15 protein-coding genes and 2 pseudogenes are annotated in these 20,382 nt (G+C 39.1%); 13 read left to right on the top strand and 4 right to left on the bottom strand.

Annotated elements, in window-relative coordinates:
• Nucleotides 1–1,307: 1,307 nt before the first annotated feature.
• Entirely contained in the window at nucleotides 1,308–2,528 is a 1,221-nt protein-coding gene (locus PVV68_RS07495; RefSeq protein ID WP_273721492.1) for an MFS transporter, read from the bottom strand.
• The gene (locus tag PVV68_RS07500) at nucleotides 2,506–2,820 is read right to left on the bottom strand and encodes a hypothetical protein (protein WP_273721494.1); all 315 of its coding nucleotides are present in this window, start codon (nucleotides 2,818–2,820) and stop codon (nucleotides 2,506–2,508) included. The genes PVV68_RS07495 and PVV68_RS07500 overlap by 23 nt, the downstream gene beginning before the upstream one ends.
• A 137-nt stretch (nucleotides 2,821–2,957) precedes the next feature.
• Here PVV68_RS07500 and PVV68_RS07505 point away from each other — a divergent pair, with 137 nt between their 5' ends.
• The 11 genes from PVV68_RS07505 (at nucleotide 2,958) to edd (ending at nucleotide 16,162) form a co-directional block, all read left to right on the top strand.
• Nucleotides 2,958–3,146, top strand: a complete 189-nt coding sequence (locus PVV68_RS07505; protein ID WP_273721496.1) for a hypothetical protein — start codon at nucleotides 2,958–2,960, stop codon at nucleotides 3,144–3,146.
• 1,642 nt (nucleotides 3,147–4,788) lie between these two features.
• Nucleotides 4,789–5,337 carry an MFS transporter gene (locus PVV68_RS07510; RefSeq protein WP_273721497.1) on the top strand — a complete coding sequence of 183 codons (549 nt, stop codon included), beginning with the start codon at nucleotides 4,789–4,791 and terminating at the stop codon, nucleotides 5,335–5,337.
• Nucleotides 5,338–5,859: 522 nt separating this feature from the next.
• Nucleotides 5,860–5,925 (top strand): hypothetical protein, encoded by a 66-nt coding sequence (locus tag PVV68_RS07515; RefSeq protein ID WP_273721516.1) that lies wholly within the window; start codon nucleotides 5,860–5,862, stop codon nucleotides 5,923–5,925.
• A 148-nt stretch (nucleotides 5,926–6,073) separates the two neighbouring features.
• The gene (locus PVV68_RS07520) at nucleotides 6,074–6,430 is read left to right on the top strand and encodes a class I SAM-dependent methyltransferase (protein WP_273721499.1); all 357 of its coding nucleotides are present in this window, start codon (nucleotides 6,074–6,076) and stop codon (nucleotides 6,428–6,430) included.
• A 59-nt stretch (nucleotides 6,431–6,489) separates the two neighbouring features.
• Complete coding sequence (locus PVV68_RS07525; RefSeq protein ID WP_273721500.1) at nucleotides 6,490–6,621, top strand: hypothetical protein; 132 nt, start codon at nucleotides 6,490–6,492, stop codon at nucleotides 6,619–6,621.
• A 164-nt stretch (nucleotides 6,622–6,785) separates the two neighbouring features.
• Nucleotides 6,786–8,555, top strand: a complete 1,770-nt coding sequence (gene rimL, locus PVV68_RS07530; protein ID WP_273721502.1) for a 50S ribosomal protein L7/L12-serine acetyltransferase — start codon at nucleotides 6,786–6,788, stop codon at nucleotides 8,553–8,555.
• 650 nt (nucleotides 8,556–9,205) lie between these two features.
• On the top strand, nucleotides 9,206–10,633 hold the full coding sequence (locus PVV68_RS07535; RefSeq protein WP_273721504.1) for a glutamine synthetase family protein: 1,428 nt from the start codon (nucleotides 9,206–9,208) through the stop codon (nucleotides 10,631–10,633).
• Nucleotides 10,634–10,644: 11 nt separating this feature from the next.
• Nucleotides 10,645–11,928 carry an FAD-binding oxidoreductase gene (locus tag PVV68_RS07540; protein ID WP_273721505.1) on the top strand — a complete coding sequence of 428 codons (1,284 nt, stop codon included), beginning with the start codon at nucleotides 10,645–10,647 and terminating at the stop codon, nucleotides 11,926–11,928.
• Nucleotides 11,929–12,047: 119 nt separating this feature from the next.
• Nucleotides 12,048–13,523, top strand: coding sequence for a glucose-6-phosphate dehydrogenase (gene zwf / locus PVV68_RS07545; protein WP_273721507.1), 1,476 nt, complete (start codon nucleotides 12,048–12,050; stop codon nucleotides 13,521–13,523).
• 10 nt (nucleotides 13,524–13,533) lie between these two features.
• Nucleotides 13,534–14,271 carry a 6-phosphogluconolactonase gene (pgl, locus tag PVV68_RS07550; RefSeq protein WP_273721509.1) on the top strand — a complete coding sequence of 246 codons (738 nt, stop codon included), beginning with the start codon at nucleotides 13,534–13,536 and terminating at the stop codon, nucleotides 14,269–14,271.
• A gap of 67 nt (nucleotides 14,272–14,338) precedes the next feature.
• Nucleotides 14,339–16,162 carry a phosphogluconate dehydratase gene (edd, locus tag PVV68_RS07555; protein ID WP_273721510.1) on the top strand — a complete coding sequence of 608 codons (1,824 nt, stop codon included), beginning with the start codon at nucleotides 14,339–14,341 and terminating at the stop codon, nucleotides 16,160–16,162.
• A gap of 44 nt (nucleotides 16,163–16,206) precedes the next feature.
• On the opposite strand, the gene folD is transcribed toward edd, so the two are convergent.
• The gene (gene folD / locus PVV68_RS07560) at nucleotides 16,207–17,106 is read right to left on the bottom strand and encodes a bifunctional methylenetetrahydrofolate dehydrogenase/methenyltetrahydrofolate cyclohydrolase FolD (protein WP_273721512.1); all 900 of its coding nucleotides are present in this window, start codon (nucleotides 17,104–17,106) and stop codon (nucleotides 16,207–16,209) included.
• A 320-nt stretch (nucleotides 17,107–17,426) separates the two neighbouring features.
• Between folD and PVV68_RS07565 the strand changes: the two genes are divergently transcribed.
• The gene (locus tag PVV68_RS07565) at nucleotides 17,427–19,307 is read left to right on the top strand and encodes an AsmA-like C-terminal region-containing protein (RefSeq protein WP_273721514.1); all 1,881 of its coding nucleotides are present in this window, start codon (nucleotides 17,427–17,429) and stop codon (nucleotides 19,305–19,307) included.
• A 205-nt stretch (nucleotides 19,308–19,512) separates the two neighbouring features.
• Here the strand turns inward: PVV68_RS07565 and PVV68_RS07570 are convergent.
• Nucleotides 19,513–19,908: pseudogene (locus PVV68_RS07570) on the bottom strand (tyrosine-type recombinase/integrase); the annotation flags it as partial.
• Nucleotides 19,909–20,090: 182 nt separating this feature from the next.
• On the opposite strand from PVV68_RS07570, the pseudogene PVV68_RS07575 reads away from it, so the two are divergent.
• Nucleotides 20,091–20,258: pseudogene (locus PVV68_RS07575) on the top strand (integrase); the annotation flags it as partial.
• Nucleotides 20,259–20,382 lie beyond the last annotated feature (124 nt).

Here is a 20,382-nt window from a genome sequence, read left to right on the forward strand (position 1 = left end):
CATTATTGCGTTGTGCACGCAACCCTCTCGCTAGTATTTCATTGGTAAGGCTGTTTTTTGAAGCTGATTGTCATGATCTGTGTGTTTTAAAGAGAACGTTAACACCGATGTATCATGTGCAGTGGCATTTAGCTTTGTGCGACTATTCTCATTTCTTTTGTTTATTGCCCTTAAGAACTCCGCGCTTCTTGGCCTTTTTTTACGTGTGAGTGGTAACAGAACAAAAAGCCTTTCTCTCGTGTTTTTCCTTTTTTTGTTCAAAAAAGCCAAAGCGTCTTAATGAGCAGAAATCTTGCCTAAAAAGGTATTTTTTAGATTTATTGCTTTATTTTCAATGGAATAGAGAATTTCTGCTTTTGAGTGTGCAAGTGCACCTTATGATGAGACATAAGATGCAAATCCGTAAGCTTGGGCGTGCAGTAGGTTTATAGTAACAACAAGCTTAGGCATATAGTTGGTAGACACCGCCATTATTGAGTTTTTTCTAAATTCTGTTTGGCTATGCCGCATGTGAAGCAATTTTAAAATTACCCATGGTGACATCGTCAAATTGGCGATTCAGTGCTTTTATTTGTTAGAAATGTGAAAGTAACCATAATATAGCCATATTTTGGATGGGCTTGTGCCAATTGATAAGCTTATTGATAATGTTTGTAAGTGCCATAATAACGCACAAGAAGAAAGAGAAAATCGCCGTCTTTAATTATGCGAAACAGCGCGCCAATTTAGAGCGCGAAATTATTGCTCTTGCAAAGCAAGGCAAAAAAAGCAAAATGTCAAAATGTGGTAATGCGAATTGATCTAGCTAATTTGCGTAAGCGAAAAGAGATAAAACAAGCACAAGAAACTTTAAACAATAAAGAGAACAGCTTATACGACACTTTGCATGAAAGTAAATTTGCAGAGGATACAGAAATAAATGAGATAAAAGGAATTGCGACATACAAAAGAAATATTCATAGACATATTTTATACTAAGCGTAACGGAGAAGCACAACGATGAGTATAATAGTGGATGATGGATTAACTGGGGTATAAGTGGGCATTGCTAGGGCGGAGTTTTTAGTTAAGAATTGCGCTCCGTATGCTATAAGCTCTCTGCAGCCTTCATTAGGGGCGTTGAGATCATCGCCCAATCAACGTAAAGGGGCTATTTTGCCTTTAGTGCTTGTTTCACTGCTTCCATAGTGCTCCTTAGCTCTATCAGCCATTATGGTGATGATTTCCTCGTCCAAAGAACAGATCAATTGATTGCGTAATAGGGTATGTGTGCCTTTTCCGATCGTGTCTTTTTTAAAAAGCAGCTGTTACCTTGTGGCAGGGTTGGGTGTGTCTATATAATCAGCCTGCCAAAGAAATGGAAGCGTTATCGCGATAGCCACCAATAAGAGACCAGCGATAAAGGCTGCAGCAAATTGCAATGATATAAAAGAACCAAGGACGCCAACCAAAAAGCTTCCGACCGGCATTCCAGCATAGCCTATCACCCGAAAAGCAGAATTAGCTCGCCCGAGAAGTTGCTTTGGTGTGAGACGCTGCCTGAAGGCGGTAACACCAATAAACCATAAGCTTGCTCCAACGCCAGCGATAAAGGTAACGCCCCATACGACGAGAACACTTTTTGAAAAGGCAGGAATCAGCAGCAAGGCAACCGTTCCTAAGCTGTCAGTGAGAACAGCTAGGCGTACCGGTGCATAGCGTATACGCGGCGCAAAGAGGGCACCTGCCATTGTACCAAGCGCGTAGGCTGCAAACATCACGCCATATTGGCTGCTATGTAGGCCCAAATACCGACCGTCGGTAATGAAGAAGATGAACGAGGTTAGGAATGCTCCAAATACCACCGATAGAAAGAATGTGAGTAATGTAAGGGAGCTGAGATGCCGATTTGAAAAAATGAAACGAAAGCCGGCAATGATATAACGGAAAGAGATGTTTTCTTTATCAAGTGCTGGCGATGTCGGAACAGCACGGCGAGCGGTAAAAATCAACGTGATAAAAAGCACGATTAACAGGCCGAAAAATAGCAATGTGCTATGCGCTAAAATACTACTTGTTATGATTGGGGCAAGAAAATAGGAGACACCGAAATCTAAAAACAAGACAATTGAGTAGAAGGTCATCAATCGTTCTCCTTCCATGATAAGTGGTGGAATTGTTATGATGTAAGCTTCGGCAGAAACGACGATGAATCCAGCAATGGTTGCATAGAAGAAAATTTGTTCGGCTGGAGCAATCTGTATCATAAGCAGTACGAACAGTACAATATGCAGTAGCATGAAGATGAGGAGAGCCGAGGTGGCAAGTTTTATTTTGTCGCAGCGATCAAGTAAAACGCCTGCAAGGATGCCGAAAATTGGCCACGCTAATGAGAAGAGTCCTTGCGCCCAACTTACTCCGACTACGCCATATCCAGATTGTCTTGCTAATAGCGGGATGGCAGTGCGCAAAGCACCGCTGAGTAAGGCGAGTAGACTAACGGTTAGGCAAAAATAGCGTATGTTCCTATTGGCAAAAAGCGTGAACATTCTTTTCTCCTTGAGATGCCACACAGGTTTCCGCTGGTCCATCAAGTACGGCGGTTGTATTCAGCATGTTTGCGACATAGTCGTCCAAGATATCCCTATCTGCTTGAGGTAGAAGAAAATACATGAGGTTGGAATACCATTGCCAACCACACTGTGTCAGCTGGAGATCGTTATCACTTTCTGCGATGAAACCTGCGTCTATGAGCTGTTGTAGGTTATTGTATACGAAAGAGGGGAGTGCGGTCCAGTCAATTCTTTCTTTGTTGGCATAGCCATTATAAGGTAGCCGCATACACAAAGCCTTGGAGGCTTGTTGCTCCGCTGATACCCAATTGTAGTATACTTTGGATTTTCCTTTAAGTTGTATGTCGGTCATATATGCGCTTCGACTGGGATTGGCTCGTGTGACGAGTGAGCCGAGAATCGACAGTGCTGACGTCCCGAAGCCAACCACATAATCGTCATGGCAATGCTAAGGTGACTGATTATACTAAGGTTTGGGGTAAGGTCTATGGCAATGCCAAATTAAACAAGCAAAGCAAAGTAAAGTTGGTACCAAAAAATTGCGAAGTTTACGAAAATGATCATATCGTAAAGATTGTTGATAAAACAGAATAAAGAACGGCGTGAGGGGCGTCTTTTTGGTAGCTATAAACGCATCATAAAAGAGAGAATTCAAAAAAAGCCGTGCCTTTAAGAGACGCGGCTTTTAAATAGAAATATAACTAAAAAATATAAACTTATAATAAATGCATATATACAAAACGTATCATATTGCAAGCGCTCTTTATCTATTGATTAAAACTTATCAAAAGGAACGTAAATGATGGGTATAATTTTAATCACTCATTTGAATGAGAGAGTTTCTAAATGCTTTTGATTTTTATAAACCTATCAATAAAACGCTCTCATATTTAAAGGGAGTCATTTGAAATAAAGCACATGATCAAAATGCGTCTTTAAAACGTTTTAAAATACTAAGCTCAAAATAGAGCTGAGTGAATTCAAATAACTGACATTCTAAAATCAAAACGTTTGGTAGCTTTATATTAATAATCAAGAGACATGCGTGTCAAAGGAATATCTATAACAAAACCCGTTTTTTATATTTATGTGCATTGTTTTTTAAAAGTAGCTTTTCATAAGACAAATAAACAAACGCTTTTAGAATATAAGGTTTTTAAGATTTGCTCTGCTGTAAAATCTAGATCTTTGTTTTTCGTAAATGAAACGTTCTTAAGAGCAAATGATAACTAAGTTTATAGCTGTTATAAAACATCAGTTTCAAATTTTAAACAGTGTTGCGTTTTCTAAAAATTTAGTAAAATCCTATGCGTTTAGATCTTACAATGGTTTTGAATTTTGCTTGCTTATCTTTATCTCAATAGCTGCCATTAATTTTGGAGTGAGTGCTTTTAAACTATAACTTTTGAAACGTTTTTTATTACTATGTCTAAGGTATATAGTATTCTACTTCTACGGCATTATTCGCCTCCATTTTTTTGTGGAAGCGAATATAGTTCCATCATTTAAAACTCACTATACACCATATTCATTAAAAGATTTTCGCTTCATAAGACATAACATTGTGAATTTCATATCTGTTGTGATGATATGTCTGTATAATTACCTGCTTATAGGATACTATAACATCTTTAGATTTTGCGCTCGCCAACTTTGGTGACCGTTAATTTTGTTTGTATCATGCGATTACCAATCCAATCATTAAAACAAGATGTAATCTTTAAACATATGTTATCGATAATTTTAAACGATTGAGTTTTTAACAATGCGATTTTTGAGTGATAAAAACGTATCATAAAATTTATGAACTGTTATGAATGGTAGCTGCTTTTCATTTCATTTGAATGCACACATGCGTTATAATATTTGCATCATGATTTGCTTTTTATGATCTATTCATACATGGCAATTGTTTATAAAAAATGGTCAAATGAATCACGTATAAAAGTGTGGATTCTGATGGGGGTGCATATAAAATAATTGCACACAAGCTATTGACTTTATTTTGTTTTTATTTACAATATTCTTCAACAAGCGGAACTGACAGCATTCATGAATATGGTTGCTGGTGCGCTAGGTGTTTTATTGTTGTGTGTATGGGTAATTATCAGTCGGCATATTATTTTTGTTCTTTCGGGTTTCTCGTGCTTGTATTCTGGTTTAGTCGGGTGAGGGGGATAGGTATTGCATCCGTTTCGGGACGTCAGCCAAGGGACTCGGGTTCTTTGTTGCTGCATTGCAGCCAATATTTCATTTTTGGCAACCTTTTATTTTAGGACAAGCAGGAGCATTGGACAATGCAACAGAAAAGACTAGAATTCTTATTCTTGGTTTGTGCTTTGTGTCTTATACTCTCATGAAATACTTATTTAATTGCTTTGTCATTAAATATCTTATAAAAAAATATGCTCCTATGGCGATAACTTTATGTTCACTGGTCTTGAGTGCTATTGTTATGCTTGCTTTGCTTCTCGTTGCAAACAGTTGGGCTCCCCTTATTTTATTCACCGTATTTCACAGTTTTTTTTCTGTCCCCCTAACGCAGTTTGAAGCAGAATTTTTAAAACATATTCAACAAAAGAATGCGAATACGGTTTTATCCATTGTTAGTTTCCTTGCACGTATTTTGGGTATTTTAGCGCTTGTGCTGATAGGTTGGTTGGCGAATAATGTTTGTATAGAAGCAGCTTTTTGTTTCGCCTTGCTTTGTATATGTTTAATTATCCCGCTTAATTTGGCTTGGTTTTATACTGATAAAAAGTTAATAAAAGATGGGCAGTTTTGAGGGTGAAGATACAGTTGAATAGAATTTTGCCTATTACTTACATAAAGACATAGAAAAAAATAGTGTGTGGGTCATCTTATATGGATTTCATCGAAATGAATAGCTGTCCATCGTTTTTAGTAGAGATGCTGACCGATTTGAATGCGCCAAATGATTGTGCTGCTATGAGCCAGAAGTATCGGAGCGAACAGATCAAGAATCTTATAATATTGATGTTTTGCTAAAGAGTGGGCATATATTAGATTTTGCAAAGAAATCACAAGCTTTTTAGAGTGCGCGGAGGAAACCCTTAATAAAGCGCATGTCAATCTTACTATTGATGGTATTAGATATTTAAAACGAACTGACCAAGACTATAGCGTTGCAAGAATGTTTTGCAAGGAGCGATTTTTGGCGAATTTAGAACGGAGCGCTGGGACGAGTGAGAAAAGCGTGTATGATCATGTGGTTTATAAGAGTAATATTGAGAAAGAATTTGCGTAACACCAATGATAATGCTCCGAAGTAAAATTATTTTCTAAATTGCCAAGGAGGTTTAAAATCGTGACGCTCTTAGGCTCTTACACGCCGGATTTGCGGTATTTTTAAAGCGAGAGGGAGAACAAAGGCTTTACTTTGCGCTGGAGAGCTGTTTTAAAGAAATCCTATAAGGAGAAAATTATATGATGGAGCTTAGTGATACATTTGCGAAGTTTGAAGACATTTGTTCGATGAGTATCTTGATTTTGTAGCGCTGATGAAACAGGATAATACGCCGCCCAGTGGTAATTATACTGTTGATTATGAGATCAAGCATGCAGGCATTCATCGCGATTCTGTGTTGTTAGATCTTGCTGGCTCTACCGGTTACAGTTCGCGTTATTGTTTTGAAAAAACTGGATCTTCTGCAGAGGGCATTGATATATATGAAGTAGCAATCATTATTGCTCGTGAGTTGGCCGCTAAGCTTGCTGCGGATAGTCGTTTACGCTATCAAGCTTCTGACGCCTGCAGCCTTCCTTTTTATGCAGAAACGTTCATGTACTTGGTGGATGTGATTTTGCATTTCTTCAAGCAAGAGAACAACCGCTGTCTGAGGTCAGTCGTGTTTTGAAAGTAGAGGGTGTTCTTTGTACTTCAAATTTTTACTATAGAAGGGCGCTTAGCGATAAAATGATTACTGACGTTTATAGCGCCATAGGGTTCAAATCTGATCCTGCTTCGACGCTGCATTATTGGCATGACTTTTTGGGCAAAGCAGGATTGGAACTGGATCAAGAAAAAGATTATGAATTATCGTCTTGATCCTATGATGAGCTTAAAGACAATCTTCGTAGATATATTAGAATTGAAAATAAGTTCATTTGTTCGCTTGAGGAAAATATACAGGATGCATTTTATGAGCGATATCTTGCTATCCGTGCTCCTCTTAATGCTCAACGAGATTATCAGGGAGTTACCATACAGTTATGGAGCAAAAAATAGTAGCTCAAAATATCATCACAGCAGCTAAACGACTGCGTGAACGCCAGCCTTATGGCGACGAGCCATTTTTTATATTCGATGTTGATTCGGCGCTGGAACGGGTTCTGTATCTGCAAGCGGTCTGTCAGCAATATTTTCTGGACGCAGTTATTGCTGTTTCGGTTAAGTCATGCTCGTTAGGTTTGTTGTTGCGACTAATCGCTGAGCACGGACTCAGTGCAAAAGTATGCTCGGCAGATGAGCTTCAGCTAGCTTTAAAGGCGGGTTTTACTGGCGATAGGATTGTATTGGATGGACCTTATAAATCTCTCAAAGATCTTTCTCAAGGGATTGCTGAAAAGGCACTCATTCATGTCGACAGTCCGCACGAACTCAAGGCCATAATTGATCTGGTTTCTGATACTGACCGCGTAGTGGGTCTGGGCTTAAGATTGGCGCATTTTTACAAAGATAGCCAGCGTTCTCGTTTTGGAGTGACAGTGGAAGAATTTGAGGAAGAAATCGTTCCCTTGCTGCAATCTTGCAAGAATGTTTATCTTAAGGGCTTTCATCTTCATATAGATGCGAATCTAGAAAGTTCGGCACGAATTATTGAGAACTTGCGTGATTGGCTTCCCTTCCTTTTAAAAAATATGCCTAAGGGAGGGTATCTTGATATGGGGGGCGGATTTCCAGCAGACTCCTTTTCAGCAGATGCTGAAGTTACGGCTACAAAACCACAGGAGTTTTTCCAAGAAATTTTTAATGTTTTATCTGAACAAGATCTCACTTTACCTGCTAGATGGAAATTGATTTTTGAGCTTGGTAGGTATATCAGCGAAGATCATGGTTATGCTGTAGGAAGAACTGTAAGTATTAAAAAGCGCGATCAGGTCGATATCATACAGACAAATCTTGGCATTAACTGGATACCTTCTGTGCGTGTTTGGCATCATTTGCTTGTGCCGTTAGAAGAGAAAAAAAACGCTTGTGGTAAACATGGTCAGATATTAGCAGGTTTTAACTGTTTTGAAAATGACTGCCTTTTTCCCAAGGCAGATTATGGTTTGGGCAAAGATCAGTTGTTTATTATTCGCGGTTGCGGTTCTTATGATTTACAAACTGCTAATGAATGGACGCGTCTTAAACCTCCCGTCTACGCTTTATACAAAAAAGAAATCGTAACAGCTAGGCTTGCAGAAAATGCCTTACCAGCTGGGCGAGTAGATTTATTGTATAGAGAGGAAGCTATTAGTGTGGATAAAAATATTCAACTCGCACCCGCGTCCTCGAGATATGCTTCCGAACTTTTTAATATTATAGATCGTAATAGAAAGGAATTCAGTCAATATATGGCTTGGCCACGTTATGTTACGAATGAATATGATGAAGCTATTTTTCTTGACGTTTGCTTTTTGCAACATCAGAAGAATGATGGAAAAACATATGCTATTTTGTTTGATGAAGTTCCAGTGGGATTACTTTCTTTCAATAGGATTGACAGTGGTAATAAGACCGCTTATATCGGCTATTGGCTTGATTTAAAACTTCAAGGAAAAGGGATTATCACTAAGTCTGTGGAGGCCTTGATACAGTTTTATTTGAAATCTGGCGAAATAAAAAGATTTGTCATAACATGCTCAGTAGACAACAAAAAAAGCAACGCAGTAGCACAGCGCTGCGGCTTTGAGCTTGAGGGAAGATTGAAAAAAGCTGAATTGTTAAACGGAGTTTTTCATGATCAGAATATTTATAGCTTTATAATGTATGATTAGCTAAAAAAGTATTTCTTGATATACTGTGTCAGTTTGTACCGATGAGGTAAATTGTCAATGCTGAATAAGATTCAGCTGGGCAAATAAGAAGTCATATGTACAGCGTTTGGAGAGGGGCAGGAAAATCATTGAGGAGGGTGGTGTTTTCAATCAAGCTAGATTTGTTAGCAGAATAGGAAATTTGCCTTTCGTTCAGCTGTCCACGAATGCTGAGCGCTTCTCGTTGTCTCAAGCGTTTATCGCAGTTGCGGTAAGGCGCAGTTAATGAGAAGCTATGATTGGGTATTTTGTTGTATAGATTTAGGAAGCAGAAGTGGTGATGCGTATCGCTTCTTTGTGGACATTAAAAGTAGAGCTATCATAATTACGTTGAGCTTCCACTATAAGATTTTATACGGTTATTGCTTGCCAGAATAGCTTTAGGACTTTTGTTTTTTATAAACAGAATGTTAGCACAGATGTATCGCACGCAGTGTTATTTTTCACTATGTTTAATATGATAAGCAGCTTATAATAATAACAAGGACTCTTTTGCCTTGATGGGAGTTGCATATTCTCTAAAAATTAAGTTGATAAGGATTTTTAGTAACGCTTAAACATGAAATGATACCATAATAGCGGGCTTTGATTGTTTTTAAAATTGGTGTGTTATGGTTGTGAAAAATGGTAAACAAATGAAAAAAAAGGGCTCTAAGCCTGTTTCTGGTTTTCTTAAAAAATTACGAGGTGTAAGCAATTGGCAGCAAGTTTCGCATTGGCTAGCTTTCCGTAATGTAGAAGATATTGAATGTATTACCCCTGATCAAGCGGGGGTACCCCGTGGCAAGATGATGCTTTCTAAAAAATTTACCTCGGAAACATCATTGGCATTACCTTCAGCGGTTTTTGTCGCAACAATCTCAGGAGATTATCCTGAAGATGGTCATGGTTTTGAATATCCCAAAACAGATGGTGATCTACGCCTTGAGCCTGATTTGTCTACATTAAGCATTGTACCATGGGAAGATGCTCCCACAGCACAAGTGATTTGTGATCTTGTCTATCAAAATGGACATGTTGTCGATTACACACCACGAAATGTTTTGCGAAAAGTCGTTGATTTTTATACACAAATGGATCTAATGCCGGTTGTTTCACCAGAAATTGAGTTTTATTTAGTACAGAAAAATCCTGATCCTGATTATCCTTTAGTTCCTCCAGTTGGGCGTTCTGGACGTTCAATTGGTGGGGGACAAGGGTATTCGATTGCCGGTGTGAATGAATTTGATGAGTTCATTGATGATATTTATCATTTTTCGGAAGCGCAAGGGTTGGAGATTGATACTCTCATTCATGAGGAAGGGGCAGGGCAGTTTGAAATCAATTTACGCCATGGTGATCCCATCGAATTAGCCGATCAAGTTTTTATGTTTAAACGAACAATTCGTGAAGCAGCACTAAAGCATAATATGTATGCTACTTTTATGGCCAAGCCTATTCAAGGGCAGCCAGGTTCTGCGATGCATATTCATCAATCCGTTGTTGATAAGAAGACAGGTATGAACATTTTTACACAAAAGGATGGTGAAGAAAGTGTCTGTTTTCGTCATTTTATTGGTGGATTACAAAGACATATGGCAGGAGCACTTGTAATGCTTGCTCCTTATGTAAATTCTTATCGACGTCTTATGCCTGATATTTCAGCACCGGTTAATTTACGATGGGGATATGATAACCGTACTACAGCATTTCGTGTACCTCGTTCTGCTCCTCAAGCACGGCGTGTTGAAAATAGGCTTCCCTCGTCAGATGCTAATCCTTATTTAGCGCTTGCGGCTTCTTTGGCTTGCGGTCTCATTGGGCTACAGCAAAAGCTTGAACCCGATGAGCCAACAACAAGTAATGTGAATGCTGATAGCATTGAATTACCGCGTGGTCTCATTGAAGCAGTCAATTTATTTGAACAAGATAGAGCGATACGTGCTATTTTAGGAGATGTGTTTGTCAGTACTTATGCTGCAATCAAACGACAGGAATTTGAAACTTTTATGGAAGTGATTAGCCCGTGGGAGCGCGAATATCTCTTGCTTAATGTTTGAGGTTTATCACGATGATTGATTATAATCCGATTTCTCCAGGAATTTCTTGGTATGAGGACACTTTAGAAGAACGCCCCTCTTATCCGTTTTTAAATGAAAATATACAGTGTGATGTGATTATTATTGGAGGTGGATTTACCGGACTTTCGGCTGCTTACCATTTAGCGAAGTCTGGAGTGCATGTTGTTTTGTGTGAAGCTTCACGTTTTGGTGATGGTGCTTCAGGGCGCAATGGTGGGCAATTAGGAACGGGGCAACGGCAATGGGTAGAAACACTAGAGAAAAAATATGGTTTTGAGCGAAGCAAGGCTCTGTTTGATTTAGCTGAAGAAGCCAAAAGAGATATCTTATCTTGGTGTGCAATGTCCAATTGTCAATGCGATTTTATGCGAGGACAGCTTTCTGTTACCCATAAAAAACGTGAACGAGCATCTTATCAACGGCATATAGAAACGATGCAGCGTTATGGTTATTACGGTCTTACTTTTATGGATAGGGATGAAACAGTAAAACGGCTTGGTTCCTCTTTTTATCATGGTGGTATTTATGATGCCGATACGGGTCATATTAATCCCTTAAAGCTTATTGTTGGGTTAGCAAAAAATGCGAAAAATGCTGGTGCTAAGCTTTATGAGAAAACCCAAGCAACTGGGTTAGAGCGCAATGGTAACCATTGGAGGGTGATAACAAAACGGGGGAATATAAGAGCGGAGCATGTTTTACTTGCGACCAATGCGTATAAGCTTGGACTTCAAGGATTTGTTGAGAAAAAGATTTTTTCTCTTCGCTCTTATATTGGAGCAACAAAACCGTTAGAGAAAGACAGCCCGATTCTTCAAGGGGGCGAATCAGTCGATGATTCTCGTTTTATGGTTCGCTATTTTCGCAAAAGCATGGATAATCGCTTATTATTTGGTGGAGTAGAAAGCTACGATAATCAATATCCTGCAAATTTAGAAAAACGTATAAAACGCCAGATTACTGAAATTTATCCTCAGCTACACTCTGTTAATCTAACCCATCATTGGGGTGCAACGGTCGCCATCACGGTTGAACGAATGCCTTATGTTCGACAACTTTTCTCAAGAATTACTTATTGTGGTGGTTATTCAGGTCATGGTGTTATACTTGCTCCTTTTATAGGGAAATTGTATGCTGAATGGCTGACTGGAAAACGTGAGCGTTTTTCCTCTTTTCAAGACTTAAAGATTTCGTCTTTTCCAGGCGGGAAAATTTTGCGTTATCCGTTGGTATTTTTGGCAATGCATTGGTTTTCCTTACTAGATCATTTTTAATGAAATACCCTTTACAATGAAGAAAATTAATGGCTTGTTTAAGATCTATCTGCTTTAATGGTGGGAGCCTCTCTAAATTGTTTCAGCTTTTATAATTGAATGGGAAAATAGACAAATTCATGGTGAGTAAAATTATTCCAGTCTCTCCCTTTGATTGTATTGTTTTTGGTGGTAATGGCGATTTAACATCACGCAAACTCATCCCTGCTCTTTATCATTGTCAGTGTGTTGGGCAATTCAGTGAGCCAACGCGCATTATTGGGATTGCACGTTCTCCATGGAGCAATGAAGAGTACCAGAATTTTGTTCGCACTTCTTTAGAAAAACATGTTCATCAAAAAGATCTCAATCAAATTGAACTTACCCGTTTTCTTGCGCGCTTAAGTTATGTTTCTATTGATGTTACCTCAAACCAAGGATGGCGAGATCTGGCTTTATTACTGTCAAAAGGTTCAGCGGATATTCGGGCTTTTTATTTAGCCGTTGGATCGTCACTTTTTCGTGATATTGTGGTGCGATTAGGGCAAAAAAGTTTGGTGACACAGCAAACACGGATTATCATTGAAAAACCTATTGGCAGTGATGAAAAAACAGCAATTGAACTCAATGATATATTCGCAAAAGTATTTCATGAAGATCAAATTTTTCGCATTGATCATTATCTTGGCAAGGAAACTGTTCAGAATTTGATGGCATTGCGATTTGTTAATACACTTTATGAACCGTTATGGAATTCCAATTATGTCGATCATGTTCAGATCACGGTTGCTGAATCTTTAGGGTTAGAGGGGCGTGCGGAATATTATGAAAGTGCAGGTGCATTACGGGACATGGTGCAAAACCATATGCTGCAATTGCTTTGTTTAGTGGCCATGGAAGTACCATTTACCAATAGAGCAAATGCTGTGCGTGATGAAAAACTGAAAGTTTTACATTCTTTAACACCTCTTGATGTTCATAATGTAGAGCACCATACTGTACGTGGGCAGTATCTTTCTGGTGTCTTGAAGGGTGAGCCTGTGGGATCTTATCTTGACGATCTAGGGAAAAACGCCAGCGAGAGCGAAACATTTGTAGCACTTAAAGTTAAAATTAATAATTGGCGTTGGGCAGATACACCTTTTTATTTACGAACCGGTAAGCGTATGTCTACGCGGATGTCTGAAATCGTTGTTATTTTCAAATCCATCCCCCATAATATTTTTAATGTAGATTCGGGTGAGATTTTTTCTAATCGGCTTGTTGTTCGTCTCCAGCCTGATGAAGGCGTAAAGCAATGGTTGATGATTAAGGATCCAGGTCCTGGTGGTATGCGGTTTTGTCATATTCCATTGGACATGAGTTTTGCGTCTGCATTTTCTCAGCGTAATCCTGATGCTTATGAGCGCTTATTGATGGATGTTATTCGTGGAGATCAAACACTCTTTATGCGTCGTGATGAAATTGAAGCTTCGTGGCGTTGGATTGACCCTATTCTTGAGGGGTGGAGGGTAAGAAAACAGCCTATTCATGGATATAGTGCTGGTTCATGGGGACCGTCTGCTTCGGCACTTTTGATGGAACGGGATGGACGGATATGGAATAATTTGGTTTAGAGCAATCACTATGCATGGAATAAATATTGACCGCTTAAATTTTGAAACACCAACGACCCTTGCTTTAGCGTTAGCTGATCATGTTGCAGCAGAATTGAGTGTAGCGGTTCTGGAACGTAAGCGCGCAATTTTAGCAGTTTCTGGTGGAAAAACACCAAAACTATTTTTTCATTATTTATCAAAAGCTGATATTGATTGGCAAAATATTATTATCACTTTGGTCGATGAACGTTTTGTCCCTGCTCATCATGAGCGTTCCAATGAACATATGGTACGGCATCATTTATTACAAAATTTTGCAGCTAAAGCGCATTTTGTAGGGCTTTATCATAAGGCCCGCACCGTTGAGCTTGCTGCTTTTTCGGCAGCTAGTCGTATCAATACTTTGCCTCAGCCCTTTGATGTCATTGTTTTAGGAATGGGGAATGATGGACATACGGCTTCTTTTTTTCCTGATTCGGATCGTCTAAAGCAAGCTCTTGATCTTCAAACACGAGCACTCGTTTTACCACTTCATGCAAAAAGTGCTATTGAGCCAAGACTCTCGCTCACTTTGCCAGTTATCATTCAATCTCGTTGCATTATTCTCCATTTTGAAGGTCTTCAGAAACGCAATTGTTTTGAAGCGGTTTGCCAAGATGGATATGAAATGGAAATGCCTGTTCGTGCGGTTTTACGCAATGCCCATCATCTTGTTCAGGTTTATTGGTCTCCCGATGAAAATGAAATAAGCGAAGTGAATAGATGAAACAGATGTAGATGATACGTGGTCTCTCTCACCCATGATGAGATCTGTAAGTAAAGAGGGGAAAAACATGGCACTTTCCAAGACAATTGCTGAGGTTACACGAAGGATTTATGAACGTTCTCTACCAACGCGAGAAATTTATTTAGATCGTATTGCGAGTGCACAGACCAATCATCCCAAGCGGAGTTTTTTAGGCTGCGCCAATCAAGCGCATGGTTTTGCTGCTTGTGGTTCAATAGATAAAGAACGTTTGAAGCGTAATGTTGTTGGGAATATTGGTATTATTACCGCATATAATGATATACTTTCAGCACATCAACCTTTTGAGTCTTTTCCTCGCTTAATTAAAGAGGTTGCCCGCAGAGTGGGTGGTGTCGCACAAGTCGCAGGTGGTGTTCCCGCGATGTGTGACGGTGTAACACAAGGGAATGCGGGGATGGAACTTTCTCTTTTTTCACGAGATGTGATTGCAATGGCCACTGCTATAAGCTTATCACACAATATGTTTGATGCTGCACTGTATCTTGGGGTTTGTGATAAAATTATACCTGGTTTAATGATTGGTGCGCTAACATTTGGTCACTTACCAGGAATTTTTGTGTCTGCTGGTCCCATGACAAGTGGTCAAGGCAATAATGAAAAAGCGAGAATACGCCAGCTTTACGCGGAAAATAAGGTGGATCGTCAAACATTATTGGAATCAGAAGCACGTTCTTACCATGGACCAGGAACCTGTACATTTTACGGGACTGCTAATTCAAATCAGATGATATTGGAGATGATGGGGCTACAGATGCCAGGTAGCGCTTTCATCAATGCGAATACACCATTGCGTGATGCTTTAACAAAGGAAGCAACAAAGCGTGTACTTGAAATGACAGCTCTTAGCAATGATTACAGTCCACTTGGTATGATAGTAGATGAGCGCTCTTTCGTGAATGCTATTGTAGGTTTAAATGCAACGGGAGGATCTACCAATCATGCGATTCATTTAATTGCCATGGCTGCTGCTTGCGGTATTCGATTGACATGGCATGATATTGCAGAAATTTCGTCAGTTGTTCCTCTTTTAGCACGGATTTACCCCAATGGTTTAGCTGATATCAATCATTTTCACGCAGCTGGTGGTATGGGATTTGTCATTCGCGAGCTCATTGAAGCGGGTTTGGTGCATGAAGATATTTGCACAGTTTTTGGTACAGGTCTGAATTCTTATGCAATTGAAGTAAAGTTTTATGCCGATAGTCGTATAGTACGTGAGCCTGCTATGAATGAAAGTGCTAATCATAAAATATTAACAGGGTGGAGAAAGCCGTTTCAGCCTGAGGGCGGTATTCGTGTTTTGTCAGGAAATTTAGGGACAGCTATTATGAAAGTTTCATCTGTTAAATCTGAACATTGGCGTATTGAAGCTCCTGTTCTTGTCTTTAATGATCAAGAGGAATTGCAAAAGGCTTTTAAATCTGGGTCATTGAATGATAAAGATTTCATCGCTATTATACGTTATCAAGGACCAAAAGCCAATGGTATGCCAGAGCTTCATAAATTAACAACAATTTTAAGTGTTTTACAAGATCAAGGGCAAAAGGTAGCACTAGTAACGGACGGTCGTATGTCAGGTGCATCAGGAAAAATTCCTGCCGCAATTCATGTCACACCAGAAGCTTTGGATAATGGTCCTCTTGCACGTTTGCAAGATGGTGATATTGTTTGTCTCGATGCGCATGTGGGGAAGCTAACTCTTTTGGAAGATTTATCAAAATTTAACGCGCGTTCAATTGTAGCTCCTGATCTTTCAAAGAATAAATACGGTTTTGGGCGTGAGCTTTTTCATGTTTTTCGTCAGTCTGTTAATCGTGCGGATCAAGGGGCCTCTGTTCTTATGACATGAATAAAGTACGAAAAAAATGACAGCGATATGCATACAATCAATATTTAAAATTTGGGTACGGGTAAATTGTGTGCTCGAGCAGCTGCTTTAAGCGTATTAACCATCAGCATAGCGATTGTCATAGGTCCAACCCCTCCTGGAACTGGGGTAATTGCGGCTGCTTTTTCTTTTATTTCTTCAAAATCGACATCACCAACAAGACGCGTTTTCCCCACACCTTTTTCTGGAGCTGTAATGCGGTTAATGCCGACATCAATTACAACGGCACCTTTTTTAATCCAGTCTTTTTTAATCATTTGTGGGCGCCCTATAGCTGCTACTAAAATATCGGCGCTACGACACACATCATCAAGGTCACGGGTACGGCTGTGGGCTATTGTTACAGTGGCATTGGCTGCTGTTAAAAGGGCGGCCATAGGTTTTCCGACAATGTTAGAACGACCAACGACAACAGCATCAAGACCAGATAAGTCTTGTCCACATTGTTTTTCAATCATCATCATGGCGCCAGCTGGTGTGCAGGGGATGATAGCATCCTCAAGGGCATTGGCTGCCAATTTTCCTATATTGATATAATGAAAACCATCAACGTCTTTTTGGAAAGCAACAGCTTGTGTTATGCGGTCCGTATTGATGTGTGAGGGCAAAGGAAGTTGCACCAAAATGCCATGAATTTTAGGGTCAGAATTTAATGTTGCAATCAGTTGGAGGAGTTCTTGTTCTTGCGTTTCTTTGGAAAGCATATGTTTGGTTGAAAAAAAACCACACTCTTCGGCTTTTTTGCTTTTTGATGTGACATATACTTGACTTGCAGGGTCATCTCCGACAATGATAACGGCAATACCAGGTTGTATATTACAGTGATTACGGAGTTTTGTTGTTTCAGCCTTAACTTTTACAATAATCTCTTCAGCGAGCTTTTTTCCGTCAATAATATGATTCATGAGAGAGATCCTTTCGATAGGGCTGTTTATTTTTGTGTAAAGCATTTGCTGACAATACAATAGAGTTTTATGCAATATTCATATAAGAGCTATAAGAATGGTTCGATAGTTTTATATAGATTCTATAGTTTTTAGAAGATCTTAAAATAATTGCTTTGTAAAAAAGCAGCAACATTGCTGTTTGAATAAACTTTGGATAAGAACAAGAATAATGAAGTTACTAAATGAGATAGAGCAAAGTTTAAGATTATAAGAATTTTTTTACAATCATTTAGGTTATTTTTTAATTTGTTACTGGGGTAAAATTGTAGAGGAATATTGTGCGCGCCAGAATAATAAAATTTTTGAGCGGGATTTTTATTACAATTACTTTTGTATTTGGAGTTGGTATTCTCATTTTACCTTATCTTGTGTCTACAGATATGATTCGTATTCGTTTAGCACAAGAGTTAAGTGCATGGACAGGCTATAATGTGCAATTGCGTGATCCACCGCGGTTGAATCTTTTTCCCTATCCTAAAGCATATCTTTCCGGTGTTACTTTAACAGCAAAAATGAATCATGTTGTACCGTTGATGGAAGCTGAATCCATAGAAGTTGATCTTTCTTTGATAGATCTGCTGCGAGGGCATATTTCTTTTTCGGAAACGCGCATTGTACACCCTCAGTTTGTTATGGAAAAACCTATTACAACAGTCGCGGATTTTTTTGAGAGATTTTCACGATCACAAGGTGCATTAGGATTGGCAATACGCAATGCGCGTGAAATATTGAAGCATAATCCGGATCATCCAGATATAGATCGTCTTTTAAACCAGCCTTTTGGGCGGATTTCTATTGAGAATGGTGTGCTCGTATATCATGATAGTATCTCTAATATAGCAGAAAAAATAACAGGATTAAATGCGACTTTAGATTGGCCAGAATTGACCAAAGAAGCGCGGTTTCGTGCAGATGCTCGTTGGCGTGGAGAATTGACAAAGTTATCCATTAATGCCGATCAAGCGTTGCTGCTTTTAGCAGGAGGGAAAAGTCAAGTTAAGGCAAGTCTCAATTCTGTGCGTGGTGGTACAACCTTTATAGGACAGGCAAGATTGTCTGAATATTATATTTTTGACGGGAAAATACTAATGCGTTCTCCGGGGTGGAGTCAGACGTTATCTTGGATTGGGGGCAATCAGTTTTGGGGACATAAGTTAAGAGCGCCTATCATATGGGAATCTGATTTTTTAGCACAGCCAAGGCACATCCAAATGGATAATGTTACATTTACCATAGGAACAGCAAATGCGCGTGGAGCTTTAGAAGTTGAGTTTCAGGACTATGTACCAATTATAATGGGATCTTTAGCATTTGATAACCTCGATTTTAACCTCTTGGGATCAGCATTTTTGCCCATTAACAAGAAGAATCTGCTCCTTAATAGGGGAATTTTTGATCATATTGGGGTGGATATACGGCTTTCTGCACCGCAAGCAAAAATAGGCAATATTGTGCTTACGAATTTGGCTGCTGCGATACAAATAAGAAATGGGTATGGTATGTTTGATCTTGGTCATGCGAATATTTTTGGTGGATTACTGCAAAGCAATATTGAAATTGCACCAGCTGGTGAAAAAATGCGACTTGAAGGACGTGCGACAGGGACTTCCATTGATATACAGACTGCTTCAGAGGTTTTAGGGATTGTCCCATTTGCACAGAGCAAAACGAATTTTACCGTAATGGTACGAACGCTCGCTCGTTCTTGGTCAGAAATTTTTGCGAAAATGCAAGGTGAATTAGCACTGAGTATGTCTTCTGGTCGACTATTAGGATATGATTTAAATGATTTACAAACAAAGCTTTCAAAAAATGAACAATTTCTTTTAATAAATCAGGATACCCTTTCAACAGCTTTTGATTTTTGGAATATTCAAACCATCTTTTCAGATGGTACGATAAAGATAACAGAATCATTGCTGCGTACAGCAGATTGGAGTTTATCCATTTGGGGAAGGATTGTATCTACTGTCATGCAAAATCAGCAAAATGCGTTTACATTACAGGCACAATTGCGAAAAAGTCATAGTTCAGCAACCCTCTGTAGAGATGTTGAGTGCCTTGCTAACAGCCTTGCACAGCCCTTTACATTCTCTCTTAGCTCTCGGGGACAAAAACATGGCAGTTTCTGGGTTGTAAAAGATATCGATGCAGATTAATTGCTATTCTTTATCATTGCTAGTAGCAAGAATTTTAGAGAATTTCTAGAAAATAGAGTGTTGTCGTAAAATTTTTTAGGATAAGCTAACCTGCGTTTATTGAAGCTTTAGAAGGCAAAAAGAAAGCAAATAAAATCAAAAAGTTATGTTGAATATAAGGGAATTGGTGGATTCTGATTCTATTACGTTTTTTTTGCCTCTATCCCTAACTTTTTTGGAGCTTTTTTATTGCTTCTAGTGCTAATCTTTTACGGTCTGCGCTCTTTGTATAAAGAGATGCCATTTGGTCTTCTGTCCAGCCAAAAATTGCTTTGAGTTGTGATACTGTTGCACCGGAATTAGCGGCGCGTGTTGCTGCTAATTTTCTCAATCCGTGTGCTGATTTTTTAATTCCAGTCGCATCACAAGCCTCTTTAAATGCATTACCAAAGCTTCCTTTGATAAATTTTTTGTTAGTTTTACTACAGATGAACGTTTCTTCTCCAACAGGACCAATTTTAAGTGTCTCTGCTAATTCTGGTAAAATGGGAAGAAAAACATCTGTTTGGAATTTACTTTTTTCTGTTTTAAGATGAATAATATTATCTTTTACATCTTTCCAATCACGGACAAGGCATTGATTTATAATGATAATTTAGCGTTATTCATATTGAATTAGAACCCCGAATAACCTAAGATTCTCTTATTTCAAACCTGCTTATCTTAAATCAATGAAAATCACTTGTTTGCATGTCACAAGCGGGGCTGGCGTGTGGGTAAAAATTATATAAGAAAGGATTAAAAATGGCTCTTATGAACCGTCTTAATGCAAGATCTGTCGCAACATTGGGCACTGGCAAATATAATGATGGTGCCGGCTTGCTTCTTCATAAGCGTAAAGATGGGGGTGCTCAATGGATTTACCGTTATATCCTTCACGGGCGGCGTCGCGAAATGGGCTTGGGTGCTTTGTTTTGAGCAACCAAGGGGTTGTTGATCTCCAAAGTAGGGAGGGCATGATTGATGCCGAAAGCATTTATGGAGGCGGAGATGTTAAATTGGATTTTCAGGGGGGGCTTTCAGTTTCTCAAACCCT

Origin of the sequence: Bartonella sp. ML69XJBT, assembly GCF_028618515.1 — a bacterium.
Taxonomy (GTDB): Bacteria; Pseudomonadota; Alphaproteobacteria; order Rhizobiales; family Rhizobiaceae; genus Bartonella.

Coding starts and splice junctions, on each gene's coding strand:
- rimL (WP_273721502.1), top strand. CDS start 6,786: ATGGAGCAAAAAATAGTAGCTCAAAATATCATCACAGCAGCTAAACGA.
- PVV68_RS07540 (WP_273721505.1), top strand. CDS start 10,645: ATGATTGATTATAATCCGATTTCTCCAGGAATTTCTTGGTATGAGGAC.
- PVV68_RS07495 (WP_273721492.1), bottom strand. CDS start 2,528: ATGTTCACGCTTTTTGCCAATAGGAACATACGCTATTTTTGCCTAACC.
- pgl (WP_273721509.1), top strand. CDS start 13,534: ATGCATGGAATAAATATTGACCGCTTAAATTTTGAAACACCAACGACC.
- PVV68_RS07520 (WP_273721499.1), top strand. CDS start 6,074: ATGAAACAGGATAATACGCCGCCCAGTGGTAATTATACTGTTGATTAT.
- PVV68_RS07500 (WP_273721494.1), bottom strand. CDS start 2,820: ATGCGGCTACCTTATAATGGCTATGCCAACAAAGAAAGAATTGACTGG.
- PVV68_RS07535 (WP_273721504.1), top strand. CDS start 9,206: ATGGTTGTGAAAAATGGTAAACAAATGAAAAAAAAGGGCTCTAAGCCT.
- edd (WP_273721510.1), top strand. CDS start 14,339: ATGGCACTTTCCAAGACAATTGCTGAGGTTACACGAAGGATTTATGAA.
- PVV68_RS07525 (WP_273721500.1), top strand. CDS start 6,490: ATGATTACTGACGTTTATAGCGCCATAGGGTTCAAATCTGATCCTGCT.
- folD (WP_273721512.1), bottom strand. CDS start 17,106: ATGAATCATATTATTGACGGAAAAAAGCTCGCTGAAGAGATTATTGTA.
- zwf (WP_273721507.1), top strand. CDS start 12,048: ATGGTGAGTAAAATTATTCCAGTCTCTCCCTTTGATTGTATTGTTTTT.